This window comes from Kitasatospora sp. CB02891, assembly GCF_002803145.1.
Lineage (GTDB): Bacteria > Actinomycetota > Actinomycetes > Streptomycetales > Streptomycetaceae > Kitasatospora > Kitasatospora griseola.
In genome coordinates, this window is the sequence record NZ_NNBO01000001.1 from 112,512 (window position 1) to 135,884 (window position 23,373).

General features: G+C 74.0%; 18 protein-coding genes. 8 read left to right on the forward strand and 10 right to left on the reverse strand.

Annotation, left to right across the window (positions count from 1 at the left end; translation table 11 throughout):
• Positions 1–315 precede the first annotated feature (315 nt).
• Entirely contained in the window at positions 316–957 is a 642-nt protein-coding gene (locus CG736_RS00555) for an HNH endonuclease family protein (RefSeq protein WP_100584153.1), read from the reverse strand.
• A 239-nt stretch (positions 958–1,196) separates the two neighbouring features.
• Positions 1,197–1,691, reverse strand: coding sequence for an Lrp/AsnC family transcriptional regulator (locus CG736_RS00560; protein ID WP_043912098.1), 495 nt, complete (start codon positions 1,689–1,691; stop codon positions 1,197–1,199).
• A gap of 105 nt (positions 1,692–1,796) precedes the next feature.
• On the opposite strand from CG736_RS00560, the gene CG736_RS00565 reads away from it, so the two are divergent.
• From CG736_RS00565 to CG736_RS00580, 4 genes are all read left to right on the forward strand, one after another.
• Positions 1,797–3,089, forward strand: coding sequence for an APC family permease (locus CG736_RS00565; protein ID WP_100584154.1), 1,293 nt, complete (start codon positions 1,797–1,799; stop codon positions 3,087–3,089).
• Between the two features lie 348 nt (positions 3,090–3,437).
• Positions 3,438–4,376, forward strand: a complete 939-nt coding sequence (locus tag CG736_RS00570) for an aldo/keto reductase (RefSeq protein WP_100584155.1) — start codon at positions 3,438–3,440, stop codon at positions 4,374–4,376.
• Positions 4,377–4,497: 121 nt separating this feature from the next.
• Positions 4,498–5,016, forward strand: coding sequence for a hypothetical protein (locus tag CG736_RS35780; RefSeq protein ID WP_157815335.1), 519 nt, complete (start codon positions 4,498–4,500; stop codon positions 5,014–5,016).
• Positions 5,013–5,399 carry a hypothetical protein gene (locus tag CG736_RS00580; protein WP_043912094.1) on the forward strand — a complete coding sequence of 129 codons (387 nt, stop codon included), beginning with the start codon at positions 5,013–5,015 and terminating at the stop codon, positions 5,397–5,399. Before CG736_RS35780 ends, CG736_RS00580 begins: the two co-directional genes overlap by 4 nt.
• Positions 5,400–5,458: 59 nt before the next feature.
• Here CG736_RS00580 and CG736_RS00585 read toward each other — a convergent pair whose 3' ends face one another.
• The gene (locus CG736_RS00585) at positions 5,459–6,922 is read right to left on the reverse strand and encodes a glycoside hydrolase family 6 protein (protein ID WP_100584157.1); all 1,464 of its coding nucleotides are present in this window, start codon (positions 6,920–6,922) and stop codon (positions 5,459–5,461) included.
• 342 nt (positions 6,923–7,264) lie between these two features.
• Here CG736_RS00585 and CG736_RS00590 point away from each other — a divergent pair, with 342 nt between their 5' ends.
• The 4 genes from CG736_RS00590 to CG736_RS00605 all read left to right on the forward strand — a co-directional run bounded on the left by CG736_RS00590 (position 7,265) and on the right by CG736_RS00605 (position 10,270).
• Positions 7,265–7,879 carry a hypothetical protein gene (locus tag CG736_RS00590; RefSeq protein ID WP_157815336.1) on the forward strand — a complete coding sequence of 205 codons (615 nt, stop codon included), beginning with the start codon at positions 7,265–7,267 and terminating at the stop codon, positions 7,877–7,879.
• A 95-nt stretch (positions 7,880–7,974) separates the two neighbouring features.
• Positions 7,975–8,649, forward strand: a complete 675-nt coding sequence (locus CG736_RS00595; protein WP_100584159.1) for an SUMF1/EgtB/PvdO family nonheme iron enzyme — start codon at positions 7,975–7,977, stop codon at positions 8,647–8,649.
• 119 nt (positions 8,650–8,768) lie between these two features.
• Positions 8,769–9,434: a DUF402 domain-containing protein gene (locus CG736_RS00600; RefSeq protein ID WP_100584160.1), complete on the forward strand. Its 666-nt coding sequence runs from the start codon at positions 8,769–8,771 to the stop codon at positions 9,432–9,434.
• Positions 9,435–9,547: 113 nt separating this feature from the next.
• The gene (locus CG736_RS00605) at positions 9,548–10,270 is read left to right on the forward strand and encodes a DUF6193 family natural product biosynthesis protein (protein WP_100584161.1); all 723 of its coding nucleotides are present in this window, start codon (positions 9,548–9,550) and stop codon (positions 10,268–10,270) included.
• 126 nt (positions 10,271–10,396) lie between these two features.
• On the opposite strand, the gene CG736_RS00610 is transcribed toward CG736_RS00605, so the two are convergent.
• The 7 genes from CG736_RS00610 to CG736_RS00645 all read right to left on the reverse strand — a co-directional run bounded on the left by CG736_RS00610 (position 10,397) and on the right by CG736_RS00645 (position 23,359).
• A complete protein-coding gene (locus tag CG736_RS00610; RefSeq protein ID WP_198520305.1) occupies positions 10,397–10,774 on the reverse strand; it encodes a ribosomal protein L7/L12 in 378 nt (125 codons plus the stop codon).
• 85 nt (positions 10,775–10,859) lie between these two features.
• Positions 10,860–12,152 carry an SUKH-4 family immunity protein gene (locus CG736_RS00615; protein WP_157815337.1) on the reverse strand — a complete coding sequence of 431 codons (1,293 nt, stop codon included), beginning with the start codon at positions 12,150–12,152 and terminating at the stop codon, positions 10,860–10,862.
• A gap of 58 nt (positions 12,153–12,210) precedes the next feature.
• Positions 12,211–14,058 (reverse strand): ATP-binding protein, encoded by a 1,848-nt coding sequence (locus CG736_RS35785; RefSeq protein ID WP_157815338.1) that lies wholly within the window; start codon positions 14,056–14,058, stop codon positions 12,211–12,213.
• A gap of 39 nt (positions 14,059–14,097) precedes the next feature.
• Positions 14,098–16,218, reverse strand: a complete 2,121-nt coding sequence (locus tag CG736_RS00625; protein WP_100584163.1) for an SUKH-4 family immunity protein — start codon at positions 16,216–16,218, stop codon at positions 14,098–14,100.
• A gap of 57 nt (positions 16,219–16,275) precedes the next feature.
• Positions 16,276–21,786: a toxin glutamine deamidase domain-containing protein gene (locus tag CG736_RS38495; RefSeq protein WP_304528202.1), complete on the reverse strand. Its 5,511-nt coding sequence runs from the start codon at positions 21,784–21,786 to the stop codon at positions 16,276–16,278.
• Between the two features lie 141 nt (positions 21,787–21,927).
• Positions 21,928–22,311, reverse strand: a complete 384-nt coding sequence (locus tag CG736_RS00640) for a hypothetical protein (RefSeq protein WP_043912085.1) — start codon at positions 22,309–22,311, stop codon at positions 21,928–21,930.
• Between the two features lie 367 nt (positions 22,312–22,678).
• Positions 22,679–23,359, reverse strand: coding sequence for a metalloregulator ArsR/SmtB family transcription factor (locus CG736_RS00645; RefSeq protein ID WP_100584166.1), 681 nt, complete (start codon positions 23,357–23,359; stop codon positions 22,679–22,681).
• Between the last annotated feature and the right edge of the window lie 14 nt (positions 23,360–23,373).

The following is a 23,373-nucleotide window of genomic DNA, read 5'->3' on the forward strand; positions in this document are numbered from 1 at the left end:
GAACACCGGCGACAACGCCGGCGCCCACCCGCGGGCTCGCGCCCACGTCGCGTCGTCCGCCCGGATCCGGCGCAGGAACTGCTCCTACAGGGAGTCCCCGCCACGCGCCCGGGACAGCGGCTCCTGCAGCAGGAAGTCGAACTGCGGCCCGCCGACCTCGATGCATGGTGGCTCCATGGAAAGACCCTATCGAGACCCTCTCCGCAGATCCACGCACGACGCCCGACCCCGGCGGAACGTCCCGGGATCCTGACGGCCCGCCACGGGGCCAGGGCCTCGGCGGGCAGTGCCGACGCCCCGGCCGCCGACGGTTGGTCAGCAGCCCGCCAGGACGTTGGTCAGGGCCGCCTTCTCGGCGGCGTCGACGGAGAGGCTGTAGTAGTACTTCACCTGTACCCAGGCGCGGACGTAGGTGCAGCGGTAGCCGGTGACGGGCGGCAGCCACTCGGCCGGGTCCTTGTCGCCCTTGGAACGGTTGGTGCTGGCACTGACGGCGAGCAGCTGGGGCCGGGTGACGTCGTTGGCGAAGGCCTGGCGCTGGGCGGTGGTCCAGGCGGAGGCGCCGGAGTCCCAGGCCTCGGCGAGCGGGACTATGTGGTCTATGTCCAGCCCGGAGGCCGAAGTGATGGTGACGCCGTCGTACGCGGAGACCCAGCTGCCGGAGGTGGCGGCGCAGCTCGCGTCGGTGACGACGTTGGAGCCGTCGCGCTTGAGGACGGTCTCCCGGGTGTTGCAGGTGCCCGAGATGGTGATCCAGGTGGGGAAGAGGTCGCGGCTGTAGCCGGTGCGGTCCTCGGCCTTGACGGTGAGTTGGGCGAGGTAGCCGCGGGCGGTGGCGGCGGAGACCGGGGTGGGCAGCGCGGCTTCGGCGGTGCCGGTGCTCGCCGTGACGGCTCCGGCGGCGAGGGCCGCGGTGGCGGCGAGGGTGGCGAAGCGGCTGAGGAAACGATTCGTCACGACGGGAAGCTCCTGGACTGGGCGGCGGGGCAGGGAATTTGGACCCGGCACAGCGTGGCAGCCCAGGGGTCTATGCGGGTAGACAATCCGTCGTGAAGATTGCATTGCCGTCCGGTGACCATCCCGGCCCGCAATGTGAAGGTTCATCATCAAGCCGGCGACGACCGCCCGGCCCGCGCCCCGCTCAGCGACCGCCCGGCCCGCGCCTCGATCAGCGACCGCCCGGACTGCACCCCCGCTCAGCGGCCGCGTGCGGCCGGCCAGCGGTCGAGCGGGAGCGGGCCCCGGGAGCGGATGGTGCGGATCGCGAAGGTGGAGCGGGCGTCCCGGACCGGACCGATCGCCAGGATCTCGTCCAGCAGCACCAGTTCGTAGGTCGCGAGGTCCGGCACCGCGATCTCCACCAGGAAGTCGGCCTCGCCGGAGACCACATGACAGGCCACCACTGCGGGGATCTCGGTCAGCCGCTGCTCGATCTGCCGCGAGGTCTCCCGGGAGTGCTGCTCGACCCGCAGCGAGACGAACACCGTCAGGCCCAACCCGACGCGCTCCCGGTCGAGTTCGGCCCGGTACCCGGCGATCACCCCGTCCGCCTCCAACGCCTTGGTGCGGCGCAGCGCGGAGGACGGCGAGAGCCGGACGGCCTCGGCGAGATCGACGTTGGCGGTGCGGCCGTGCCGCTGAAGGTGCTCCAGGATGGCACGGTCGATGCGGTCGTACTGCTGGCTCGGCATGCCGTGCACCCTAGCGGCCGGCAGGCGAGCGATTCTGCCGTTTCACGCGCCCCGCACGGCGAAATTCGCCATCGCGTGCCGCACGTTCGGGGCCACAATCGGCACATGCCCGAGAAGATCGCCGAAGGCCGTCCCCCGCTGTCCACCGCCGGGGCGTCCGCACTGTACATCGGGGCCCTGCTGGGCCCCAGCCTGCTGCTGCTCCCGGGGCTGGCGGCCCGCGCCGCCGGACCCGCCTCCCTGTTGGTGTGGCTGGCCCTGCTGGTGCTGTCGGGGCTGATAGCCGTCGTGTTCTGCGCGCTGGGCACCCGCGTCGGCTCGGCCGGCGGCGTCGCCGGCTACACCGCCGCCGGCCTCGGCGAACGGGCCGGACGCGCCGCCGCCTGGTGCTTCCTGGCGGGCGTGGTGGCGGGCGCTCCGGTGGTCTGCCTGATCGGGGGCAGCTACGCGGCGGCGGCGATCGGCGCGGGCGAGTCGACCGCGGTGCCGGCGGCCCTGGTGCTGCTGGGCCTGGTCCTGACGGTCCGACTGGTGGGCGTGCGCACCGGCGTGAAACTCCAAATGGTGCTGGTGGCCGTCCTGGTGGCGCTGGTGCTGTTCGCCATGCTCGGTTCCGCGCCGTCCTCCCGCGCCGCCAACTGGACGCCGTTCCTCCCGCACGGCTGGGCCGGGGTGGCGCGCGCCGCACCGCCGCTGATGTTCGCCTTCGTCGGCTGGGAGGCCGCCGCCTCGCTCACCACCCGCCTGCGCGACCCGCACCGGCAGTTGCGTCTGGTGGTGCTGATCGCCTTCGTCGTGACGTCGCTGCTCTGCCTCGGCCTCGCTGCCGCCACCGTCGCCGTCCTCGGCCCGGACGCGGGCGGCGCCGTCCCGCTCGCGGACCTGATGCGCGCCGCGATCGGCGACAGCGGCCGCGTCCTCGCCGTCGGCGCGGCCCTCGTCCTCACCCTCGCCGCCACCAACACCTACCTGACCGGCGCCGCCGAGCTGACCGACGCCCTGCTCCCGCCCACCCCCACCCCCGGCCGCCGCGGCTCGTACGCGGTGGTGGCCACCACCGCACTGACCGGCGGCCCGCTGATCGCCCTGGTCGGCTCGGGCGTCCTGACGACGGATCAGCTGGTGGCGGTGCCGACCGCGCTCTTCCTCTCCGTCTACCTGGCCTGCACGGCCGCCGCGATCCGGATCCTCGACGGACTCCCCCGCCTGGCCGCCCTGGTCTGCTGCCCCGCCGTCCTCGCCCTGGTCCTCGGCACCGGCTGGCCGGTCCTCGCCGTCGCCGCCGTCGCCCTGACCGCGGCGGTCCTTCCCGGTCGGCGCTCGGACTCCGCCGCTCCGGACGATGCCCTCGAACTCCGGGACGGGGCAGCGGCCCTGACCGCCCACGAAGGCCACTGAGTCGACGGGACGACCACGCGCGCACACCGCACGGCCGTCCCGTCAGTGCCGCGCCCCCGCTTTCCCGGAGCCCGCAGGGACCACCGAACTCCGTTCAGGGGCAGCCGCATTGGCTTCTCGCGAAGGTCGCCGAGCCGGCGGGACGGCCGTACACACGCAGCACGCAGCCATTCCGCCGCTCCGTCTCCCCCGCCTGCTAGAATCCCGACCATCACCTGAGCCTTCTCGGCGCGGATCCCGATCCGCCGAGGAGGCTTTTTTCATGCCCGGGACCGGCCCGCACCGAGCACTCCGAAACGCGCCGGCGCCCACCCCACCACTACCCGATTGCCAAGGGAGACCCCTGCCATGAACTCACCGACGACCACCGCACCCGCACCCGCACCCGCCGCCGGCACCTGGCGTCTCGGCGACCGGACCGTCAACCGCCTCGGGTTCGGCGCGATGCGGCTGACGGGCACCGCGCCGTTCCACGGCGGGGCGCCGCGTGACCGCGACCGATCGATCGGGGTGCTCCGGCGGGCGGTCGAGCTCGGGGTGAACCAGGTCGACACCGCCGCGTACTACTTCTCGGCGACCCGTTCCGCCAACGAGTTGATCAACCGGGCGTTGGCGCCCTACCCGGAGGAGCTGGTCATCAGCACCAAGGTCGGGCCGGGTCGGGACCCCTCGGGCGCCTGGTGGTGGGCCACGCCGGCGCAGCTTCGCGGCCAGGTCGAGGAGAACCTCCGTCAACTCGGCCGCGACCACTTGGACGTGGTGAACCTGCGGGTGCCACCGAGCCGCCGGACCGGTTCGATCGGCGAGCACTTCGGCGCTCTGGCCGAACTGCGCGAGGCCGGGCTGATCCGCCATCTCGGCGTCTCCAACGTCACCGCCGAGCAGCTGTCCGAGGCCCGGAGCGTCGCGCCGGTCGTCTGCGTGCAGAACCCCTTCGGTCTCGGCGCGTCCGACGAGGACCGGGCGCTGCTGCGGCTCTGCGGTGAACTCGGCGTCGCCTTCGTCCCGTTCTTCACGATCGCCGGGGCCGGACGCGAGTCCGGTCCGACCGCCGAGGACCACGACGCGGTGCACGCCGTCGCCCGTGCGCACGGCGCTTCGGTCGCCCAGGTCCGCCTCGCCTGGACCTTGCAGCAGGGGCCGCACGTGCTGGTGATCCCGGGGACCGGCGATCCGGAGCACCTCGCGGAGAACGTGGCCGCGGGCGCGCTGCGGCTCTCGGCCGAGGAACTGGCTCGCCTCGACACCCTCCGACCGGCCAACTCCGACGAGCCCGGCTCGAACTGACGCATCGTCATCGATCGGGCATTCCGGCCGGGGCGGCGGAACGGTTGACGGCTTTCACCGCCCCGTGGGGTTTGATCGGGGAGCGGTGTCGGCGGGGCGGCGGCAGCCGGAGGATCGGGCAATGGACCCTGCCCCAGGCGTGTTCCCACCGCCGTTCCCGCACCTGCCGTCGCTGCCGCCGCCACCACACGTGCACCCGTACCCGCCGCCCTGGCACTGCCCGCACCCGAGCCCCACGCCCAGCCCCAGCCCCACGCACAGCTCGTCACCCACCCCGAGCCCGGCCGCCACTCCCACACCCACCCCCACTCCCTCGTCGCATCCCGCCCCGACGACGCCGACCCCGACGCCGACGACGGCCGCCCCCGCACCGCACCCCACGACGTCCCGTCAGTCGCCGCTCGCCGCGCACCGGACGACCGCGCCCGCCGCGGTCCCGCCCCCGCCGGCGGTCCGGTCGCACCCCACCCCCACCCCTTCGACGGCGGTCGCCGCGCCACCGCCACCGGCCGGGCTGTCCGCCCCGGCGGCGATCGAGCCGTCGGTGTGGGCGACCGTGCTGGTCCTCACCGTTCTGCTGCCGGCGGCGCTCGCCGCGCTGGCCGGGCAGCATCTCGCGTTCTCCAGGAGGAGCCGATGAATCCCTCTCCGCTGCTCGGCGCACTGGCCTCGATGACGCTGGCCGTCGGCGCGCTCGCGATGGCGCACCGGGTCCGTCCGCGGACGCCGGAGGGCGAGCCGCCGCCGGACCCGCATCCCGCGCTGGGCGCGATCGGCTCGGGACTGCTGTCCGGGTTCACCCTGTTGACGGGGTTTCTGATCGCCACCGGCTGGGCCGCGCACAGCACGGGCATCGTCCCGCCGGACGGCCTCTACCTGGCGGACCTGGCGGCGGGCGGCGCAGTGCTGCTGTACCCGTCGCTCGCCGGGCTGCCGTTCACGCCGCGCTATGTGACGGCGGTGTGCCTGTTCGGGCTGCTGGTCGGGTACGTGATGGTGACGGCCGTTCAACTCCGCCCGTAGGCCCGGGCCCCGCCGACCCGGGGCCGGGACGGCGAGGCGGGACGGCGGGCCGGGAGGGTTCAGGAGAGGGTGCAGGCGGTTCCGTTCAGGGTGAAGGCACTCGGGGCGGTGTTGCTGCTGCCGTAGGTCGCCTGCAGCCCGAACGCGGTGGACGCACCGGCCGCCAGGGTGCCGTTGTAGCCCAGGTCGGTGGCGGTGACGGCGGCCCCGCTCTGTACGACGGTGGCGTTCCAGGCGCTGGTGACCTTCTGGTCGCCCGGGAACGTCCAACCGAGCTTCCAGCCGGAGATGGTGGCGTTGCCGGTGTTCTTCACCGTGATGTCCCCGGTGAAGCCCGCGCTCCAGGAGCTCACCCGGTACGCGACCGAGCACGACGTCCCACCGCTCGGCGGCTGACTCGTCGGCGGCTGCGAGGTGGGCGGCTGCGAGGTCGGCGGCTGGCTGGACGCCGGCGGGGTGCTCGGCGGGCTGCTCGGGTCGGCCGCGTTCACCGCCAGTTGGTAGGCGATGTCGGGGACGAAGGTGCCGGCGGCGGCCGCGCAGCCGTCCGCCTCGCCCGGGGGCTTGATCCACAGGAAGGCGTCGATCGCGCTGTCCCCGGTGCTCGCCGTCGGGTAGTTGCCGATGGCGCGCCCGGACGGATCGCACCAGGTGCTGCCGGCCGGGCCGTTGCCGTTGCGGCTGGTGTCGATGACGGCGTGCAGGTTGCCGGGGTTGCCGAGCGCGGAGAGCACGTTGTGGGCGAAGGCGGACTCGCCCGCCGTGGTGTTGAAGTTCGAGACGTTGCTGAAGAAGCCGTCCGCGTTCAGCACGCCGGCGCTGCGCAGCCGGTTGGCCTGCTCGCCCGCGGAGTTCCAGGTGGAGTGGCCGCCGTCCAGGTACACCTTGGCGGCGGGACTGGCGGCGTGGATGGTGCTGACGGCGCGCGCCAGCGAGGCGAAGCGGTCGCTCTGCTGCTGGGCGTTGAGGCAGGTGGTGAGCGCGATCGAGTCCGGTTCGAGGACCACGATGGAGCGTGAACTGCCGAGCCCGGCCGCGAACTTGCCGACCCAGGCGTCGTACGAGGCGAGGTCCGGCGCCCCGCCGGCGGATGCGCCGCCGCAGTCCCGGTTGGGGACGGCGTAGGCGACCAGCACCGGAGTCCGCCCGGCCTGTTCGGCAGCGGCCGTCACCGCACGGACGTCGGAAGTGACGGTGGTGGGGCGGTAGTTGCTGAACCAGATGGCCTGCGGCTGGCTGGCGATCCGCTTGGAGATCACCGGGGTGCGGGAGTCGCCGGGGTTGGCGGCCACCCACTTGACGACCTGGGAGGCCGGGTCCCGGTAGAACTGGGTGCCCGCGGGCAGGCTGCCCTGCACGGCGGCATCGGCGCCGCCCTGCACGCCGGTCACCAGCCCGAGGGCGGTCGCCGTGGCGGCCAGCGCGAGCACGGCGGCTCGGCCGGAGGGGCGGCCGGTCCTGGCGGCCGGTTCGGCGGCGGTCGGTGGGACGGTGCTGCGCCGGTGGCGCTCGGGGGTGTGCACGGGGTGTCCTCCGGGGGGTGCTCTCGGGTGGGAGAGAGGTGTCCGCCTGCCGGGTGCGGCGGGCTGACCGGGGCCTTTGCGGGAACCGGGTCGTGGGAGCGCTCCCGCAGCGGGTTCGGCCGATGGTAGCCGCCGAAGGCCTCCGGCGGCAGACTCCGCGCGCCACCAACTCCCGTCGCACCGCGCCGCATTGACGCCCCTTCGCCCGCTCCGACCTGTGCTCTTCGCGAGCGTTCCGGGCCTCCGCGCTCCGGTCCGCCCGCCTGTAACTTTCGGGCCGCTGTCCGAGCGGGCGCGTACGGTGGTCCCGTCACCTGCGGCGACCCGGGGAGGGGCGAGACGATGCGCACTGTGGGGCGGGCGGTCGGCAATGCGGCCCTGGCGGCGCTGGTCTGGGCCGCCGTGGTTCTCGCCGGACGCGAACTGGCCGCCTTCTCCTACCGGTTCGGCGCCCAGGTCGCGACGCCGGCCGTGGTGATCGCCGGTCTGTTGATCCTGCTGGCCGTCTGGCCGGCGTCCCGGCAGGACCCGACGGGCTGGATGATCGTGGTCGCCTCCCTCGCCGTCGTCCTGCTGGTCGCCCACACCTACCTGCTCGACATCCGCGCCCTGCGGCACCACGGCATAGAGCAGCGCGCCCGAATAGCCAAGGTCACCACGGAGTTCGACGCCAACAACAACTCCTACCCCCGTCTCACCCTGGAAGCCCTGGACGGCCCCCCGATCACCGCCACCGTCGACGGCAACCTCAGCTCCTCCTACCGCGTCGGCGCCACCGTCACCGTCACCACCGACCCGGCGGGCCACGTGGCCCCGGCGCTCGGCACCCTCCCGAGCGCCTCCCGGGAACGCTGGACCTCCCGCGTCGACACCGCGGCGGCCGCCCTGATGGTCGCCCCCCTCACCGGCTGGGCGATCGGCCGCACCCGCAAACGCCGCTCCTCCGAGCGCAGTTGACGTCCGGCAGCGCAGTGTCTCCGGCGGGCATGACGACACGTCGGGTCGCGGCCTGCCGCATCCGGTCCGGGAGACTCCGGTAGCGTCCTCGATTCATGGATACGAGCGCAGAGCCCGAGATGATCGATGTCCCCGCCGGGCAGGTCGTCCTGTCGGATCGGCGGACGCAGCGCAGCTGGGCAGTCGAGCTTGCGTGCTACCGGCTCGCGGCGGCTCCGGTCACCCGGGCGCTGTACGACCGGATCACCGATCAGCGTCCGAGCGCCGCCCACGGGGACCGGATACCCGTCGAGAGTGTGTCCTGGTGGGACGCCGTCCGATTCTGCAACGCGCTGTCCGAGCGCGACGGCTTCGCGCCCGCCTACCGTGTTCAGGCCGACGGCGGGCCCGTCGAGTGGGATGCCTCCGCGGACGGGTACCGGTTGCCGACAGAAGCCGAGTGGGAGTACGCCTGCCGCGCCGGGACCACGGGACCGCGGTACGGCCCCCTTGAGGAGATCGCCTGGTATCGAGGCAACTCGAACGGCCGGATCCACGGGGTGCGCCGCAAGCAGCCCAATCCGTGGGGCTTCCACGACATGCTCGGCAATGTGTGGGAGTGGTGCTGGGACCTCTACGACGCCGAGGTCTACGGCAGCTACCGGGTCCTGCGTGGCGGCGGCTGGTTCGACGAGCACTGGAGCTGCCGAGCCTCCGTGCGACGCCGCAGCCACCCGACCTTCCGTGTCGACGACGTGGGATTCCGCGTCGCCCGCACAGTGGTGCGCTGACCGCACGGCGACGCCGCTGCTGGACGCGGCAACCGTGCCCGCGTCCCGCGCGCCGGTGGAGAACCGGCTCCGAAGTCCTCTGGAAGGACGTCCGAGGCCGACCGCCTACGCTGCGTGGCATGAGGATCGGGATCGGACGGACCGTGGTGCGCCGAGGGCTCTGTCCGGACGGCCGGATCGGGTCGCTCCAGTGCGGGCGGGTCGTGGCCGACGACGACCGCGGGCTGCTCGTCCGGGCGGGCGCCGGGTCGGCGACCGTACAGCGGGTCACCCTGGACAAGGCGCCCACCCGGTCGCTGCCGCCGGCCGACGAGATGCGTCTGCCGACGCTGGCCGTGCCGTCCACCGGGCAGCCCTACGGCGCGCTCATCCTCGCCCCGTCCGAGGCCGCGCACTCGGTGTGGTGGTCCTTCGATCCGGGCGGCTCGTTCGTCGGCTGGTACGTCAACCTCGAATCCCCGGTGGGGCGGTGGAGCGGCGGGACCGACCACATCGACCAGGCCCTGGACGTCCTGGTGACTCCCGACCGCAACTGGCGCTGGAAGGACGAGTTCGCCGAGCAGACCGGGCAGCCGTTCTTCTGGACCGAGGAGGGCGCCGCCGCCGTCCGGGCCGAGGGCGAGCGGATGATCGCACTCGCCGAGACCGGTGCCTTCCCGTTCGACGCCACCTGGTGCGGCTTCCGCCCCGATCCGAACTGGCCGCACACCGCCCTGCCCTGGTGGTGGGACCAGCCGGGCCCACTCCCGCCGGGCGACGGGCGGACAGTGCAGCGAGCGACGTGACGCGAGGCATGCGGGCCCGGGCCGCGAGCGCCGTCGGGCCGCTTCGGAAGGGATCCCCGGTCGGTTACCGCAGTTGACGCCCCGTCCGACCCGCCTGCCTCCTACACTGCGGTGTGACCAACGCATCCGATGATCCCGGAGCCGACGATCCCGGAGCCGCCGAGCGGGAGGCCGCCGCTGCCGCCTTCGGTGCGCGCCTCGACCAGGTCGCGGCCGAACTCGGGCTGCTGCTGCCCGCGCCGGAACAACTCGGCCGCTCGTGGGCCGAGTTCCGGGACGTCGACACCGACGACCGGGCCTGGATCCGCACCTGGATACCCGACGCGGGTCCCGCCGTCTCCGTGCGGCGCGCCGGGGTGACGCTCGCCAACGGCCACGCCCCGGACCTCGCGGAGGCGGTTCGCGCGGTGGCCGCCTGGCTGGCGGGGGCCGACCTCGCCGGCGTCCGGGACGTCGCACCGTTCCTGGTCGTCCACGACTGGGCGTTCGCGCACGAGCGTGCGCCGCTCGACGAAGTGGAACTGATCTGGCGTCAGGATCTGGGCCGCTTCGACACCCGGGCGCTGCACCGCTACCCCCTCGGCTACCGGGCGATGTTCGAGGCCGCCTTCGCCGAGCCCCGGCTGCGCCGACTGACGCCCGTGACCAGCCACTACAGGCTGTGGTTCTCCGCCGTCCCGCGCTTCCCGTTCCAACCGGTCGGCGGGGCCATCGACCCGCTGTCGGACGGAGGCTTCCTGGTCCGGAGCAGCCGGTCGAGCCACGAGACCGTCGAGGTCGCCACCGCCGAACAGGCCGTCGCACTGGTGGCGGAGGGCCTGCCGGCGGAGTTCTGACAGCTCGTGGCCGTGTCAGCGAGGTGCTGGAGTCCAGCGACCCCCTGCTCGGCAAGATCCTGAGCGAGCCCTGGCCCACGGCGTTCGTCCTGGGCGACCGCTTCCCCCGCGAGACGTCGAGCGACGTCAGCGGGTGAAGTAGACGGGCCCACAGGCGCGGCAGAACCCGCAGTCGCAGCTGGTCAGGGAGTTCGCCCGGCAGTGGGCGGTGGGCCAGTGGCGGGATGCGCACGGGCCGGGGTCGAGCGGTGTCCCGTCGCGGGGCACCGCCCTGTCGCACCAGGTGCAGCGGACAGTTGCGGGCACGCCGACCTCCTGGAGTCGCCGGGCCGCGGCGACGGCCTCGGCGAACGGGCCCTTCTCCAGCACCGTCGCCGGGGCACTGTCCAGCAGGAGCTTGCTGTGCCACAAGCTCAGCCCGGTCACCGATACGACCGCGTGCAGGACTTCGCGCCCCCTGGCCTCGGACTCGGCCACCTGCACGACGAACTCCGGATCCTCCACGGGCGCATCTCCTTCAGCGACGGGACAGATCTGCCGGCCGCGCCGTCCCCGGCGGTGGAGGGCGGCGCCGGGGACTGACGAGGTGTCAGAGCAGGCCGTCCCAGAGCTGTTCGACGATGACGGCCCACCAGTTCTCCGGGTCGCTGAAGACGGTGGGGTCGAGGGCGGCCAGGTCGTGCTGGAAGGCGTCGACGGCGAGGCCGGCGGTCCGGGGGTCGAGGCCGTGCAGGGCGGGGTGGCGGGTGGCGAGCAGGGCGAGGGAACGCAGGTAGGCGGGGAGGTCGGTGTTGAGGTAGCGGCCGGTGCCGGTGTCGGGGTCGACGGCCCAGATCCGGCCGATGCCCGCTCCGGTGCCGGTGCCGCCGTCGCCGCACTGGACGGCGATCAGCGCGTGGCCGTCGTCGCCGAGCAGGCGGTAGTCGGCGAGCAGGGCGCGGGTCCGGTCGGGGACGCGGGCGCCGCGGCCGGTCGCGGTCAGGTGGTCGACGACGGTGGGCAGGCCGGGCAGGTGGTGGAAGAACGAGGGGACGTCGGCGGGCAGTCCGGCCTCTGCGAGGGTGGCCGCAGTGGCGGCGGGCAGCGCGGCGGGGACGGGGCCCTGGTGGCGGTGGATCCGGTCGGTGCCGAACTGCGCGTCGAGCCGGGCACCGAGGTCGTGGTCGCTCTCGGGGGCCGCCACGGGCACGGCGCGCGGGAACGGGATCCGGTTGGGCCTGGGCGGGACGGGGCGGCCGGCCCGGCGGAAGGTGTCCTCGGTGGCGTCGGTGAGCGCGCGGACGGCGGCGGCCCGGCGGTCGTAGCGCGGGCCGTAGGCGTGGCCGTAGTCGAAGGTGGCGGTGGGGAGTTCGGCGAGCAGCACGGACGCGCAGTAGCCGCCGGGCAGTTCGCAGGGCCGCAGGTCGGTGTAGACGGACAGCACGTCCTCGGGGCGGACGCCCTGCTGCTGGAGGGTGCGCCAGGCGCGGACCTCGGGGTGGCCGGCGCCGGGGGCGGAGAGCTGGAACAGGCTCTGCTGTTCGCCGGCGGCGTCCCGGTAGGTGAGGACCACGGAGGCGCCGGGGCCGACCACCGGCGGGCGGGACGGGTCGTGGCTGCCCGCGCCGAGCTTGTCGCGGTAGAGCTGGACGACCTCGTCGACGGGCACCGAGGGCCAGTGGGTGAGTTCGCCGGTCTCCCGGTCGACGACGGCGCAGGCGGTGCCGATCTCGGCGGGGGCCCGGCGTTCGCCGACGGGCCGGTCGGGTTCGGCGTCGGGGATCGGCCACAGCACCCACCCGAGGTCGAACTCGTGCACGCCGATCCGGTGCCACTGCTCCTCGGGCCGGGCGCCGTTGATCCACTGGTGGGCCGCCTCGATGGCCTGCTCACGGGTCGTCACGCGGTCGTTCTCCTTCGGAGCCGGTTGGTCGGTGTTCACATTAATGGACGGTCGACGGTCACGGTCCGACCGGATGCGCCGCCACCTCGGCGGAGAGCACCGCAGGTCGCAGCACGGAGACGCCGTGCGCGTCGGCGATCAGCAGCAGCCCGTCGGGGGTGAGGTCGGCGCCGGCCAGCGGGGCGGCGGACAGGAACGCGGCGCTCGGCCCGGTGACGGCGCCGTCGGCGCCGCGCTGCCAGAGCCGGACGTAGTCGCTGCCGATGCTGAGCGCGAGGGCGCCGGCGGCGCGCTGCTCGCCGTCGGGGCGGGCGAGTTGTCCGGGGTCGGTGTGGTCGGCCTCGCCGGTGCGGGCGTCGTAGGCCGTCAACTCCGGTTCCCGGCCCGGGTGGTGGGCGACCAGCAGGTGGCTGCCGTCGGGGCGGACGGCGGCGGTGACGGCGTCGACGCCGGTGAGCGGTCGGGCCCACAGGGTGTGCCAGGGCACGTCCAGGCCGGTGGTGTCGAGGCTCGGCAGGCCGTCCTGGCAGGCGGCGTGGTCGAGCAGGGCGGCGCGCAGTTCGACGTCGAGTTCCTGGCGGGTGAACAGCGGGGCGAGGCGCAGCCAGGTCCGGCCGAGCGGCGGCAGGTCGGCGGTCGGGTCGGCGGCGAGCCGGTCGACGGCGGCGCGCAGCCGGTGCTGTTCGGCGTGCAGCAGGAAGCCGGGGTCGGTGAGGAGTTGGTCGAGCAGGCCGCCATGCAGGGCGTGTCCGGCGAGTTGTTCGCGGACGTAGGGGGCGGCGGCGGCCCACCGCCGGGGGTGGCCGCCGGGGACGGTCGCGAGCAGCGCGGTGGCGATCCGGCGGTGGACTTCGCGGGCGGTGCGGCCGAGGCGCTCGCGGATCTCGTCGGCGACGGCGGGGTGCACGATGCGCGCGCCGGGCGTCCCGGCGGCGGTGCTGGCGAGGTCGAAGAACGGCAGCAGCAGGTCGCGGCCGGCGGCGAGGGCGGGGCCGAGGTCCTTGCCGGCGACGGCGGAGGCGACGGGGCCCCACAGGTCGAACGGCAGGGGTTCGCCGGGGCCGGCCAGGGCGAGCGGGGCGAGCAGTCGGCGCAGCGTCAGTTCGTCGTTGCCGCAGCGTTCGGCGTGCAGGTCCAGGGCGTCGCCGGCGCTGCGGGGCAGCGGCAGCGGGCCGGCGGGGTGGGCCTGGACGGACCAGCCGGCCAGCCGGACCACCAGTGGGCTGTCGGCGACGGCGGCGAGCTGGCGGGCCACGGTGAGGTCGGGGACGGCGAGTTCGGCCTGCCGGAGCAGGGCGTCGGGGTCGCGCCACGGGTCCTGGTCGAGGTCGAGGATCCGCAGTTGGCCGGCGGGGACGTCCTTGGCGAGCCGGTCGGCCTCGGTGCGGGGCAGGTCGGCGAGCAGGCGGACGCCGGGGTTGAGGGCGAGCGGCAGCAGCACCTCGGTGGTGATTCTGGCGGCCTCGTCGGTGCCGGTCAGCAGGCCGGCCCGGTCGATGTCGGCGACGACCACGGTCTGCGGCTGCTGGGGGGTGCCGAGCCCGGCGAGCACGGCGGGCAGGTGTTCGGACCGGTCGGTGCCGGGGGCGAAGGTGTCGGCGAGCAGCCAGCGCAGTTGGACGGCCGTCAGGCCGGTGGCGTCGAGGACGGGGGGTGCGGGCAGGTCGGCGGGCGGGACGGTGGCCGGGTCGAGGGTGGTGGTGTCGATGCGGGCGCGGTGGGCGGGGTCGCTGAGCATCAGGAACGCGGTGAGCAGCCGGGTTCGGCCGCTGCCGCTGTCGCCGGTGATCAGCACCGTGCGCGGCGCGTCGGCCGTGCCGGCCCGCCAGGCCGCCAGGGTGCGCAGCGCTGCCGCCCGGCCGCCGAGGTACGGATGGGGCTGGTGGGCGGCGGTCGTGTCGGTCACGTCGATCTCTCCGGTCGGGGGGCGGGGCGTCGGGGAGGGTCAGGCCCAGGTGTCGGGTTCGAGGACGTGCTGCCAGCTGTCGGTGGCGGCGGCGTCGGGGTCGATTCCGGCGAGGCGGGTGCGGAGTTCGGAGAGCAGGTCGTTGCTGTCCGCCTCGCGGGGCCAGTAGGCCGTCAGGTACTGGGCCTGGACGGCGATCATGGTGAGGAAGCGTTCCAGCGTGGTGCCGATCAGCGGCTCGCGGGGGCGAGCGGTGTCGGGCCAGTGCGCGGGCATCATGCGCAGCACCCGGCCGTCGCTGCCGTCCAGCACCAGGTCGGCGCCGAGCCAGCCGCCGAGCAGGTGGTACGGGCCGGTGCCGAGCTGTTCGACGCCGTCCGGCCAGGGGCGGGCGGGGAGCTGGGCTCCGGGGGTGAGCCAGTAGCCGGTGGGGCTGTCGACGGCGGGCAGGCCGACGGTGGCGAGCAGTTCGCGGGTCGGGCCGTGGGTGATGCCGTCGGGGACGGGGTCGATCGGGTGCAACCCCTCGGCGCCGAAGGCCTGTTCGAGCAGCTGCCGCAGGTCGGGGGTCGCTGCGGGGTCGTACGGGCGGGGCAGTTGGCGGCCGAACGAGCCGACCAGCGGGACCAGGCGGTGTGCGGGCGCGTCGCGCAGCAGCCCGACGTCCGGTCGGACGGCGTAGGCGCCGCGCACGCCGGCCAGCACCAGCAGGTCGCCGACCGCGCCGGCGGTCTCCGCGTCCGGGTGGTGGAACAGTCCGAGCGGCGCGCCGTCGGGGCCGTCCAGGACGGTGGCGTAGCCGATGCCCGGACGGACCGTCAGGGTGGCGCTGCCGGGCCCGAGTCCGCTGTCCGCCGGGCCGATCAGCTCGCCGGTCGCGGCGTCCCGGACCCAGCCGTTCTCCTCCTCGTCCTCGGTGACCACGACGGGCGCGCCCCGGAGTTCGGCGGCGTACACCCGGTCGATCTCCTCGGTGTGCCAGGGCCCGGTGCGGGGGGTGAACGCGCCGATGGGGCTCCACCGGGACCACACGGTGCGGAACGTCAACGGCTCGGGGCAGGCCGCGGCGAGCGCCTCGGCGCGGTCGAACCGGCCGCGGGTGTGGGCGTCGTGGGCGAGCCAGGCGACCCACTCGCCGTGCGGCGCGCCCGCCAGGCCGTAGCCGACGAGGTGGCGCAGCGCGGCGGCAGGAGTGCCGTACCGGAAGGCGCCGTCGGCGTACGCGGTGCGCAGCGCCTCGGTCAGGGCGTCCTGCGGGACGTGCGCCAGGGCCCGCGGATCGTCGAGCAGGTCGTCGAAGCGTCCGGACGCGGCGGCGTGGCCGGGCAGCGAACGGGCGGCCCACGGGGCGGTCAGGTCGGCGGCCGACAGGTGCTCGGTCATCCGGACGTGGAACGCGGCGGCCTCGACCGGCGCGTACTGCAACTCCTCGACCAGGGCGGGGCGGTCGAACCCGACCGTGCCGTCCGCCTCCCGCACCAGCGGCTCGGCGGCGAGCGCCAGCAGATCGGCCTCGGTCACCGGCACGTCGGCGGCCCGGCACAGTTCGGCCCACGCGGCCACCGGCACCCGGCGCAGCTGGGCGTTGGCCAGCGCCCGCAGAGCGGCCAGGCTCTGCGGCGGGACGGCGGCGGTCAGCGCCGTCAGCTCGTCGTGGCCCGTGCCGCCGGACAGCCGGAGCACCTCCAGCCAGTACGCGGTGGGCTCGGCGTCGAGCGGCGCGGGGGGCTCGGGCTGTTCGACGACCAGTTGCAGCCGGCCCTCCTGGGCGGCCGTGGTGAGCGCGCCGACCACGGCCCGCAGTCGCACGGCCTCGCCGCCGCAGGCCAGCGAACCCGCCTGCTGGGTATTGGCGAGCAGCACGGTGCGGGCCGTCCGATCGCGGCGCAGCGCCCGCTCCAGGTCGTCCAGGGTGCCGAAGCCGCGACGCCGCAACGCGCCGGTGCGGTCGGACAGTTCCTGCACCACGGAGTCGGCGCTGCGCCCGGCGGCGTCGATCGCGATCGCCGCCGGGAACGCCTCGGCGATGCCCGCGAGCACCGCGCTCTTCCCGCTGCCGGCCGGGCCGGTCACGTGGAGCCGACCCCGGCTGCCGCCCTGCAGTCGTTCGGTGGCAGTGGCGATCGCCGCCGCCACCGCCGTCTCGTCGCGCCCGGTCATCCGGCCACTCCCTTGCTCACTGGCTCATGTTCGCTCGTCGCTGCGGTGACGAGGCACTCAGGAGGATTGGCGCTTCTTCTCCATCTCCATCCAGGCCCGGCCCACCTCTGCCACATGGTCGCCGAAGTCCCGGTCCATCTTCTGCTTGGCCGTCAGCTGGCCGGCAGGAAGGGTGGCGCCGGCATTCGGATCCGTGCGGTACCCGGTCGCATAGTAGACCGGCACCCCGGTCTGATCGCGTGACAGGTAGCCGGAGCAGTCCGCGTGACCTTTGCCGATGCCGCACGGCTCGCGCTCCGTGTAGAGGCTGAGCACCTCCGGCTGGTCCTTCTGGTCCCGGGTCGCCTTCAGGTGGTCCATCCAGCCGCCGAGGTGCGTCTCGGAGTGCAGCGGCGTGATCCCGGCCCGCGGGGTGCTGGGCGGCACCGAGCTGTCCACGACGAAGCTGACCTGCTTCGTCTTCGGGTCGTACACCTCGATCACCGCGTAGTTGCGCCCGGTGAGGTCCGGCCGGTGCCCGGCCTGGGCGACCGCGCCCTGGATGCTGCGCTTCCCGAACGCCTCCTTGATCTCCTTCCGGACGTCCTGGTAGTCCTGCGACTGCTTCAGCCCCGCCTCGCCCTTGGACGTCGAGTGGTCGACGCCGCCGCGACTCGCTTGGTCCGCCTCGCCCGGAGCGGTGCCCGGCACCCGCGGGTCGGCGTTGTACGGGTACGACATCGCCTCGGGGCTGGCGCCCACGCCGTGGTTCTTGTGGAACTCGTCGCTCATCCGGCCCATCGCCGCGACCGCCGCGCCCTGCTCGCCCGGGCTCATCTCCTTGAACCCGGGCAGCGCGTCCTCCAGGTCCTTCCGGTTGAACGTCTTCGGGTTCCCCGCCTTGCTGTTGTCCAGCACGCTGCCGAGGTCGCCGCTGGTCGCCCAGTCGTTCAGCCGGTCGTAGACGTGATCCATGTCGAGCTGCCGGACGTCGTTGCTCTGCCGCAGCGCCTGCTGGGCGTCGTCCGGCTTGACGCCGTAGATCTCGTCCTTCGTCCCCTCCTTCGGACCGAGGTGCTCCTCCGTGCGGTCCGCCTCGTGGATCGGGTGGTCGGGGTCGTTCGCGCGGCGCTCGTCGACGACCTGCTTGTCGGTCTTGGGCGTGTTGTCGTGCGAGCCGTCGTGCGACGGGCCTGCCGCTGCGTTCCCGTCCCCGTCGTGCTTCGCCTTCTTCTTGGCCGCGCCGCCCTCCGGGTCGTCCTCGGCCTTGTTCTTGCCCGCCGGATCCTCGGGCCGCCGGTCGGCAGTGCTGTGATCGCCGGTGCCGTTCTCGGATCCGCCGTGCTCGTTCGCGCCGTGCTCGTTCGTCGGCCGGCGGTCCGGGTCCAGGGTGATCGCGAACACGCCGTGGTCACCGTCGTGCAGCGGCTTGTCGCTGCGCTGGCCGGTCTGGTTGTCCAGGTAGGTGATCCTGCCGTTGTGGTTCACGACGTTCCACGCGTGGGCCCGCCCGTCGGCGTCCTGCGTGATGATCACCGCCTGCGAGCCGTGCCCGTCCTGGCGCAACCGGTCCTCGATCCGCCGGAACGCCGGATCCCCGTTGCCCATGTCCCGGAACGGCGCCCCGAGCTGACTCTCCGCCCGGTCCCGACCGCCCCGCTCACCCTCCGACCCGCCATCACGGCGCGGCGCGGCCGCCGTCGGATTCCCGCTGTACGTGTCCGCCGTCGACAGCGCCACGTCGAGGCAGTTGTTGTCCCGCCCCGGCGCCCGGTGCCCGTCCCCGTTGACAGCCCCCGGCCAGTCCCCGTTCGGATCCGGATGCCGCTGCGGCGTCCCGTCCGGATTCCGCGGCACCCGACTCTCCAGATCCACCTGATGCTGCGGATCCGGCCGCTCCAACCCACCGGGCGTGTCGTACGGCCGGCTGCCGGCGAGACCGTCCGGCCGCGAGGAGTGACCGTCGGGCGTGGCGTCGGGGTGTGCCGGGGCGTCGGGGTGCGAACTGTCCGCGTCCGGGCGGTGGTCGGCGTCGGGGCGGTGGTCCGCGTCGGGACGTGCGGTGTCCGGCCGATCGGCGTCGGGACGGCCCGCGTCGGGGTGGCCGCCGTCAGGACGCGCCGCGTCGGGGCGGCTGCCGTCGGGGTGAGTTGAGTCCGGCCGACTGCCATCCGGCCGCGCCGCATCGGGACGTGCAGCGTCGGGACGACCGCCGTCCGGCCGGCCTGTGTCCGGCCGCGCCGTATCGGGACGTGTGTTGTCCGGACGAGCCACATCAGGACGCGCAGCATCGGGACGGCTCGCGTCCGGGCGCGCCGCGTCAGAACGGCCACCATCCGGGCGAGTTGAATCCGGCCGGTTGCCGTCAGGGCGCGCCGTGTCGGGACGAGCGCCATCGGAACGACTCGCATCAGTACGCCCGGCATCCGGCCGCCCACCATCGGGCCGACCCGTGTCGGGACGAGCCGTGTCGGGACGCGTGTGGTCGGGACGCACCGGCCCCAGCCGGCCCTCGTCCTGACGACCCGCGTCCGGGCGTCCACCATCGGGACGTGCCACGTCAGGGCGGCCGCCATCCGGGCGCGCCGAATCCGGCCGACCACCGTCCGACCGCGTGCCATCAGGGCCCGCCGAAGCGGGACGGGCGCTGTCCGGACGACCCGCATCAGTGCGCCCGGCATCCGGCCGACCCGAATCAGGGCGAGCCGTGTCGGGACGCACCGGCCCCAGCCGGCCCCCGTCCTGACGACCCGCATCCGGGCGTCCGCCGTCGGGGTGGCTCGCGGCGGGGCGGGCTGTGTCCGGGCCCGAGTGCTGGCCGAAGGCCGCTCGCGGGTCGGGGCGGTCGGCAGCCGGGCGCGGCGTGAACGTGGAGTTGCCGCTGGGCTGTTGGCCCTGGCGGGTGGGCCCCTGGCCCTGGCCCGGCACTGTCGGGGTGACGCTCGGCCCGGACGTCGGTCGACTCGTGCCCGAACCGGACGGGGTGCCGCCGGTCGGCATCGCGCCACCGCCCATCGGCGCACCGCCACCCGCAGCACCGGCCCCGCCCACGGGGCCGGTCCCGTCGGGGCCGGGCGTCGGGTTGGCGCCGGTGCCCGGCCGATGGTCGGAACCGGCGTGCGGCGGCGGTGCCGTGGCGGTGGCGCCGAGACCGGCCACGTCCAGGCGCGGCGGCACCTGGCTCGTGTGCGTGGAGTCCGAGTCGCCGTTCCGCTGGTCGCCGACCCGGAACGGGGGCGTACCTCCGGCCGTGACAGGAGCCCCGACCGGCGGCCGCGTGTCGGCGCCGCCGGAACCCTCGTGCTGCGACCCCGGCGCTCCGCCCGACGGCCCGGGCTCGTTCGCCGCGATCCCGGCATGCTGCGGCCCGGGAACGTCGTGCGGGCGACCTGGATCGGCCCCGTGCGACGGACCCGACGGCGAGTCACCTCCACGCACCGGATCGGGCCCGAAGCTGTCGCCGACGCCCGGCTGGTGCACGGTGAAGCCCGGCTTGCTGGTGGAGTCGTTGAAGTCGGTGGCGGCGGGGCTCAGGTACGGGGTGCTCATCCGGTCGGTGACGACCTTGACACCGTTGGAGTCCTTGACCACGTCGCCGTTCAGCGCATGCTCGTCGTACGACAGCTGGTACTTGTGCTCGGGCCCACGCGACGGACCGTCCTGCCCACCCGGACGCCCACCATCAGCACCGGTCTGCGACGCACCGTCGTGCGACGACGGCGTCCCCGCACCCTCGTGCCCGGCCAGACGACCCGAATCGGCATCCGGTCGATGCGACGAACCATCATGCCCCACCGGACGACCACCATCCGGCTCCGACCGATGCGGCACACCATCCGTCCCCGTATACGACGAACCATCGCGCGCAGACCCGTGACTCTCGGGCCCACGCCCCGCACCCTCGTGCCCAGCCGGACCACCACCATCGGGCTCCGACCGATGCGGCGCACCATCATGCCCGGCCGGACGACCACCATCAGGCTCCGACCGATGCGACGAACCATCATGCCCGGCCGGACGACCACCATCAGGCTCCGACCGATGCGACGAACCATCATGCCCGGCCGGACGACCACCATCAGGCTCCGACCGATGCGACGAACCATCCGTCCCCGTATACGACGAACCATCGCGCGCAGACCCGTGACTCTCGGGCCCACGCCCCGCACCCTCGTGCCCGGCAGGCCGCCCGCCATCCGGCTCCGCCCGATGCGGCACACCATCATGCCCAGCCGGACGACCACCATCGGCCCCGGCCGGACCCGCCCCGTCCGCACCCGTCCGCGACGCACCGTCATGCGACGACGGCGACGGCGACGACGTCCCCGCGCCCACCCCCGCACCCGAATGCCCGCCCTGGCTCGGCGAGTTCACACCGTCCGCACCCGTCCGGGACGCACCGTCGTGCGACGTGGCGGACGCGCCTGCGGTCGCGTCGTGGGCCGGGGGCTGGTGGTCGGCGCCGACGCGGGTGCCGAACGGGTCGAGCGCCGGTCCGCTGTCGGCTCGCGGCGGACGGGGCGGCGCGCTCTGCTGGTTCCCGCCGTTCGACCCGTGCTCCGGGGACCCACCGGCGTGCGAGTCCCCCGAGCCGGACGAACTCAGCGAAGGACCGCCGCCGCTCGCACCGTGCTGCGAAGGCCCGCCGTTCGACGAACTCCCGCCCCCGGAGGACGAGTTCGTGTGCCCGCCCGACGGCACCGACCCACCACCGCCGGCGCTGCCGCCGGACCCGGACGAGTCCCCTCCCCCGCCCGTCGCGGACCGCTCGCTCCCGGCGTGTTCGCTCCCGGACCGCTCGTTCCCCGAGCCCGCCCCCTCGTGCCCACCCGACGACGAGTCCCCGTGCCCGGCAGCATGGTCGATGCCGCTCCGCACATGCCCACCGGCACGCGAACCCAGGCCGTCACGGAACGACTCGGTGAACGTCTGACCCGAGTTCTTGACGGACTCCGTGAAGTCCTCCGCGCCGCGCTTCGCCGTCCGCCCCAGGTCGTAACCACTCTGCGCACCGAAGTTCTGATTCACCGTCTGCGCGATCAGATCACTGATCATCCCCTGAACCGCCGACACCGCCGGCTCCTTCAAGGTCTCCATGATCGCTTCCATCAACGCCTGCCGAAGCTCCTTCAACAGACGCCGAACGATCATCCTCGTCGCCGCCGTCGCCCCCGCCGCACCCAACTCCGACAGACCCAACGTGAACGGCGCAGCAGCCTGAGCAGCGATCAACTCCACCGCCAACGCCACCAACTGAGCGATCACCGCCACCTTGCACGCGACCACGATCACCGCCGCGGCCTCGAACGCCCCGGCGATCAACCGCGCCGCCATCGCCGCATCAGCCAGATACCCGTCCGAACCCCCGCCCGAGAACTTCCCCCAGGTCGCCCGGAACGCATCCACGCTGTCACCCGAGTTGCTCGACAGCACACCGTTCGCCGCACTCACACCCCGGTAGTGCAACTCGTCCACCTGGTCCGCGAAGTCCCGCCAGACCCGCGCCGACTCCCGCAACTTGTCCTCGTCGGCGGTCGGCCAGTCGAAGCCCAGCATCTCCAGGACCCACTCGACACTGTCCGGCAACATCAGCGACACTTCGCCAAAACCCCCTGCGCCTCACGAGAACGAACGACACGAGCCAACGGAACGAAACGGACGGACAGGCGGACAGGCGGGCAGTCGGACGTGACGTCGGCGCCGCACGCCGTACCCGCGAAAGGGGGTTGGTCAGTAGCCCCGCGGCCGGTACAGCGCCCGGATCTGGCCGCCGACTTCGCCCTCGCGGGCTTCCAGGGTGTGGATGTCGCCCTCGGTGCGGCTCTCGTTCGCCTCGTGGCTGTCGGCCATGCTCTGCAACTTGTCGCCGATCTCGCCGATCCGGGTGCCGAGGGAGTCCATCGACTCCTTCATGCCGTCGCGCAGGCCCTCGTAGACGATGCCGAACTTCTCGCCGAGGTCGTCGTCGCCCCAGGGGGGTGTGTCGCCCTGTTCGAGGGATTCGAGTCGGCCGGAGAGGGATTGGAGGGCGGAGAGGAAGTCCTGCCCGACGGCGGACATGTTCCTGCCTTCGGTCCGGAGGCTCTCCGAATCGACCACGATCTGCTGCGACATGCCCGCCCCCGACTCGCACTGCTGGGGCCGCTCGCACTGTCGGCCCCGTGAGCTCAGGACCCCCGCGTCGGTGCCGACGGCGGCGGGCCCAATTTTCGTCCCTGCATCATAGGACCGGAATCATTGCCAAGCCATGCCTGCTACCGACCGTGCAAAAGCTTGTCACCACTCCTCCACCGCGCGCTCGGTGGCCCGCACCTGCCTCGATCGCACGATCGAACCCGGTCCGCCTTGATCGGTCCCGCCGTTCCACCGCCCGGAGCACCCCACCGCCCGCACCGCCCCGATCCGCGAAGACCCACCATCCGTCCATGAGATCTTCACGCTTCCGCCACCAGGAGCCTGCGGGACCGCACCTGACGGTGCCTCAGGCCGCCGCCGCGCCCGCGTCCACCGGGAGCTCGGCGAGCCGCCACTCCAGCATTCCGTCGTCCAGCCGGATCGCCCGGCGCCCGCGCGCGGTGAGCAGGCGGACGGCGTCGTAGGCGAGGGCGCAGTACGCGCCGCGGCAGTAGACGACGACTTCGGCGTCCTCGGGGAGTTCGCCGATCCGCTCGGCGAGCTCCTCGACCGGGATGGAGAGCGCGCCGGGGATGTGCCCGGCGGCGTACTCCTCCGCGGGGCGGACGTCGAGGGCGACGGCGTGGCCGGCGGCGATCCGGGTGAGCAGGTCCTCGCGGCGGACGGCGTCCTGCTCGTCGGGGGCCTCGGGCCCGAGGTAGGCGGTGCGGGCGGGGGCGACGGCGGCCTGGTGGCGCTCGGCGACCCGGCGCAGCAGGTCGAGGAGTTGGGCGACGTCCTCGCCGGCCAGCCGGTAGTGGATGCGGACGCCGTCGCGGCGGGTGGCGACCAGGCCGGTCTGCTTCAGCGTCTGGAGGTGCGCGGAGGCGGTGGTGAGGTTGAGTCCGGCGGCCTTGGCGAGCGCGTCGACGGTGCGCTCGCCCTGGGCCAGCAGGTCGAGCAGTTCGAGCCGCTTGCCGCTGGAGAGGGCTTTGCCGGTGGCGGCGAACGCCTCGTAGAGCTCGGTCTTCGCGGCCCGGTCCGCCATGACTGCGGCCCCTT

Coding starts and splice junctions, on each gene's coding strand:
- CG736_RS00560 (WP_043912098.1), bottom strand. CDS start 1,691: ATGCCGAGCCAGCAGTACGACCGCATCGACCGTGCCATCCTGGAGCAC.
- CG736_RS00565 (WP_100584154.1), top strand. CDS start 1,797: ATGCCCGAGAAGATCGCCGAAGGCCGTCCCCCGCTGTCCACCGCCGGG.
- CG736_RS00570 (WP_100584155.1), top strand. CDS start 3,438: ATGAACTCACCGACGACCACCGCACCCGCACCCGCACCCGCCGCCGGC.
- CG736_RS35780 (WP_157815335.1), top strand. CDS start 4,498: ATGGACCCTGCCCCAGGCGTGTTCCCACCGCCGTTCCCGCACCTGCCG.
- CG736_RS00580 (WP_043912094.1), top strand. CDS start 5,013: ATGAATCCCTCTCCGCTGCTCGGCGCACTGGCCTCGATGACGCTGGCC.
- CG736_RS00590 (WP_157815336.1), top strand. CDS start 7,265: ATGCGCACTGTGGGGCGGGCGGTCGGCAATGCGGCCCTGGCGGCGCTG.
- CG736_RS00595 (WP_100584159.1), top strand. CDS start 7,975: ATGGATACGAGCGCAGAGCCCGAGATGATCGATGTCCCCGCCGGGCAG.
- CG736_RS00600 (WP_100584160.1), top strand. CDS start 8,769: ATGAGGATCGGGATCGGACGGACCGTGGTGCGCCGAGGGCTCTGTCCG.
- CG736_RS00625 (WP_100584163.1), bottom strand. CDS start 16,218: ATGACCGGGCGCGACGAGACGGCGGTGGCGGCGGCGATCGCCACTGCC.
- CG736_RS38495 (WP_304528202.1), bottom strand. CDS start 21,786: ATGTTGCCGGACAGTGTCGAGTGGGTCCTGGAGATGCTGGGCTTCGAC.
- CG736_RS00640 (WP_043912085.1), bottom strand. CDS start 22,311: ATGTCGCAGCAGATCGTGGTCGATTCGGAGAGCCTCCGGACCGAAGGC.
- CG736_RS00645 (WP_100584166.1), bottom strand. CDS start 23,359: ATGGCGGACCGGGCCGCGAAGACCGAGCTCTACGAGGCGTTCGCCGCC.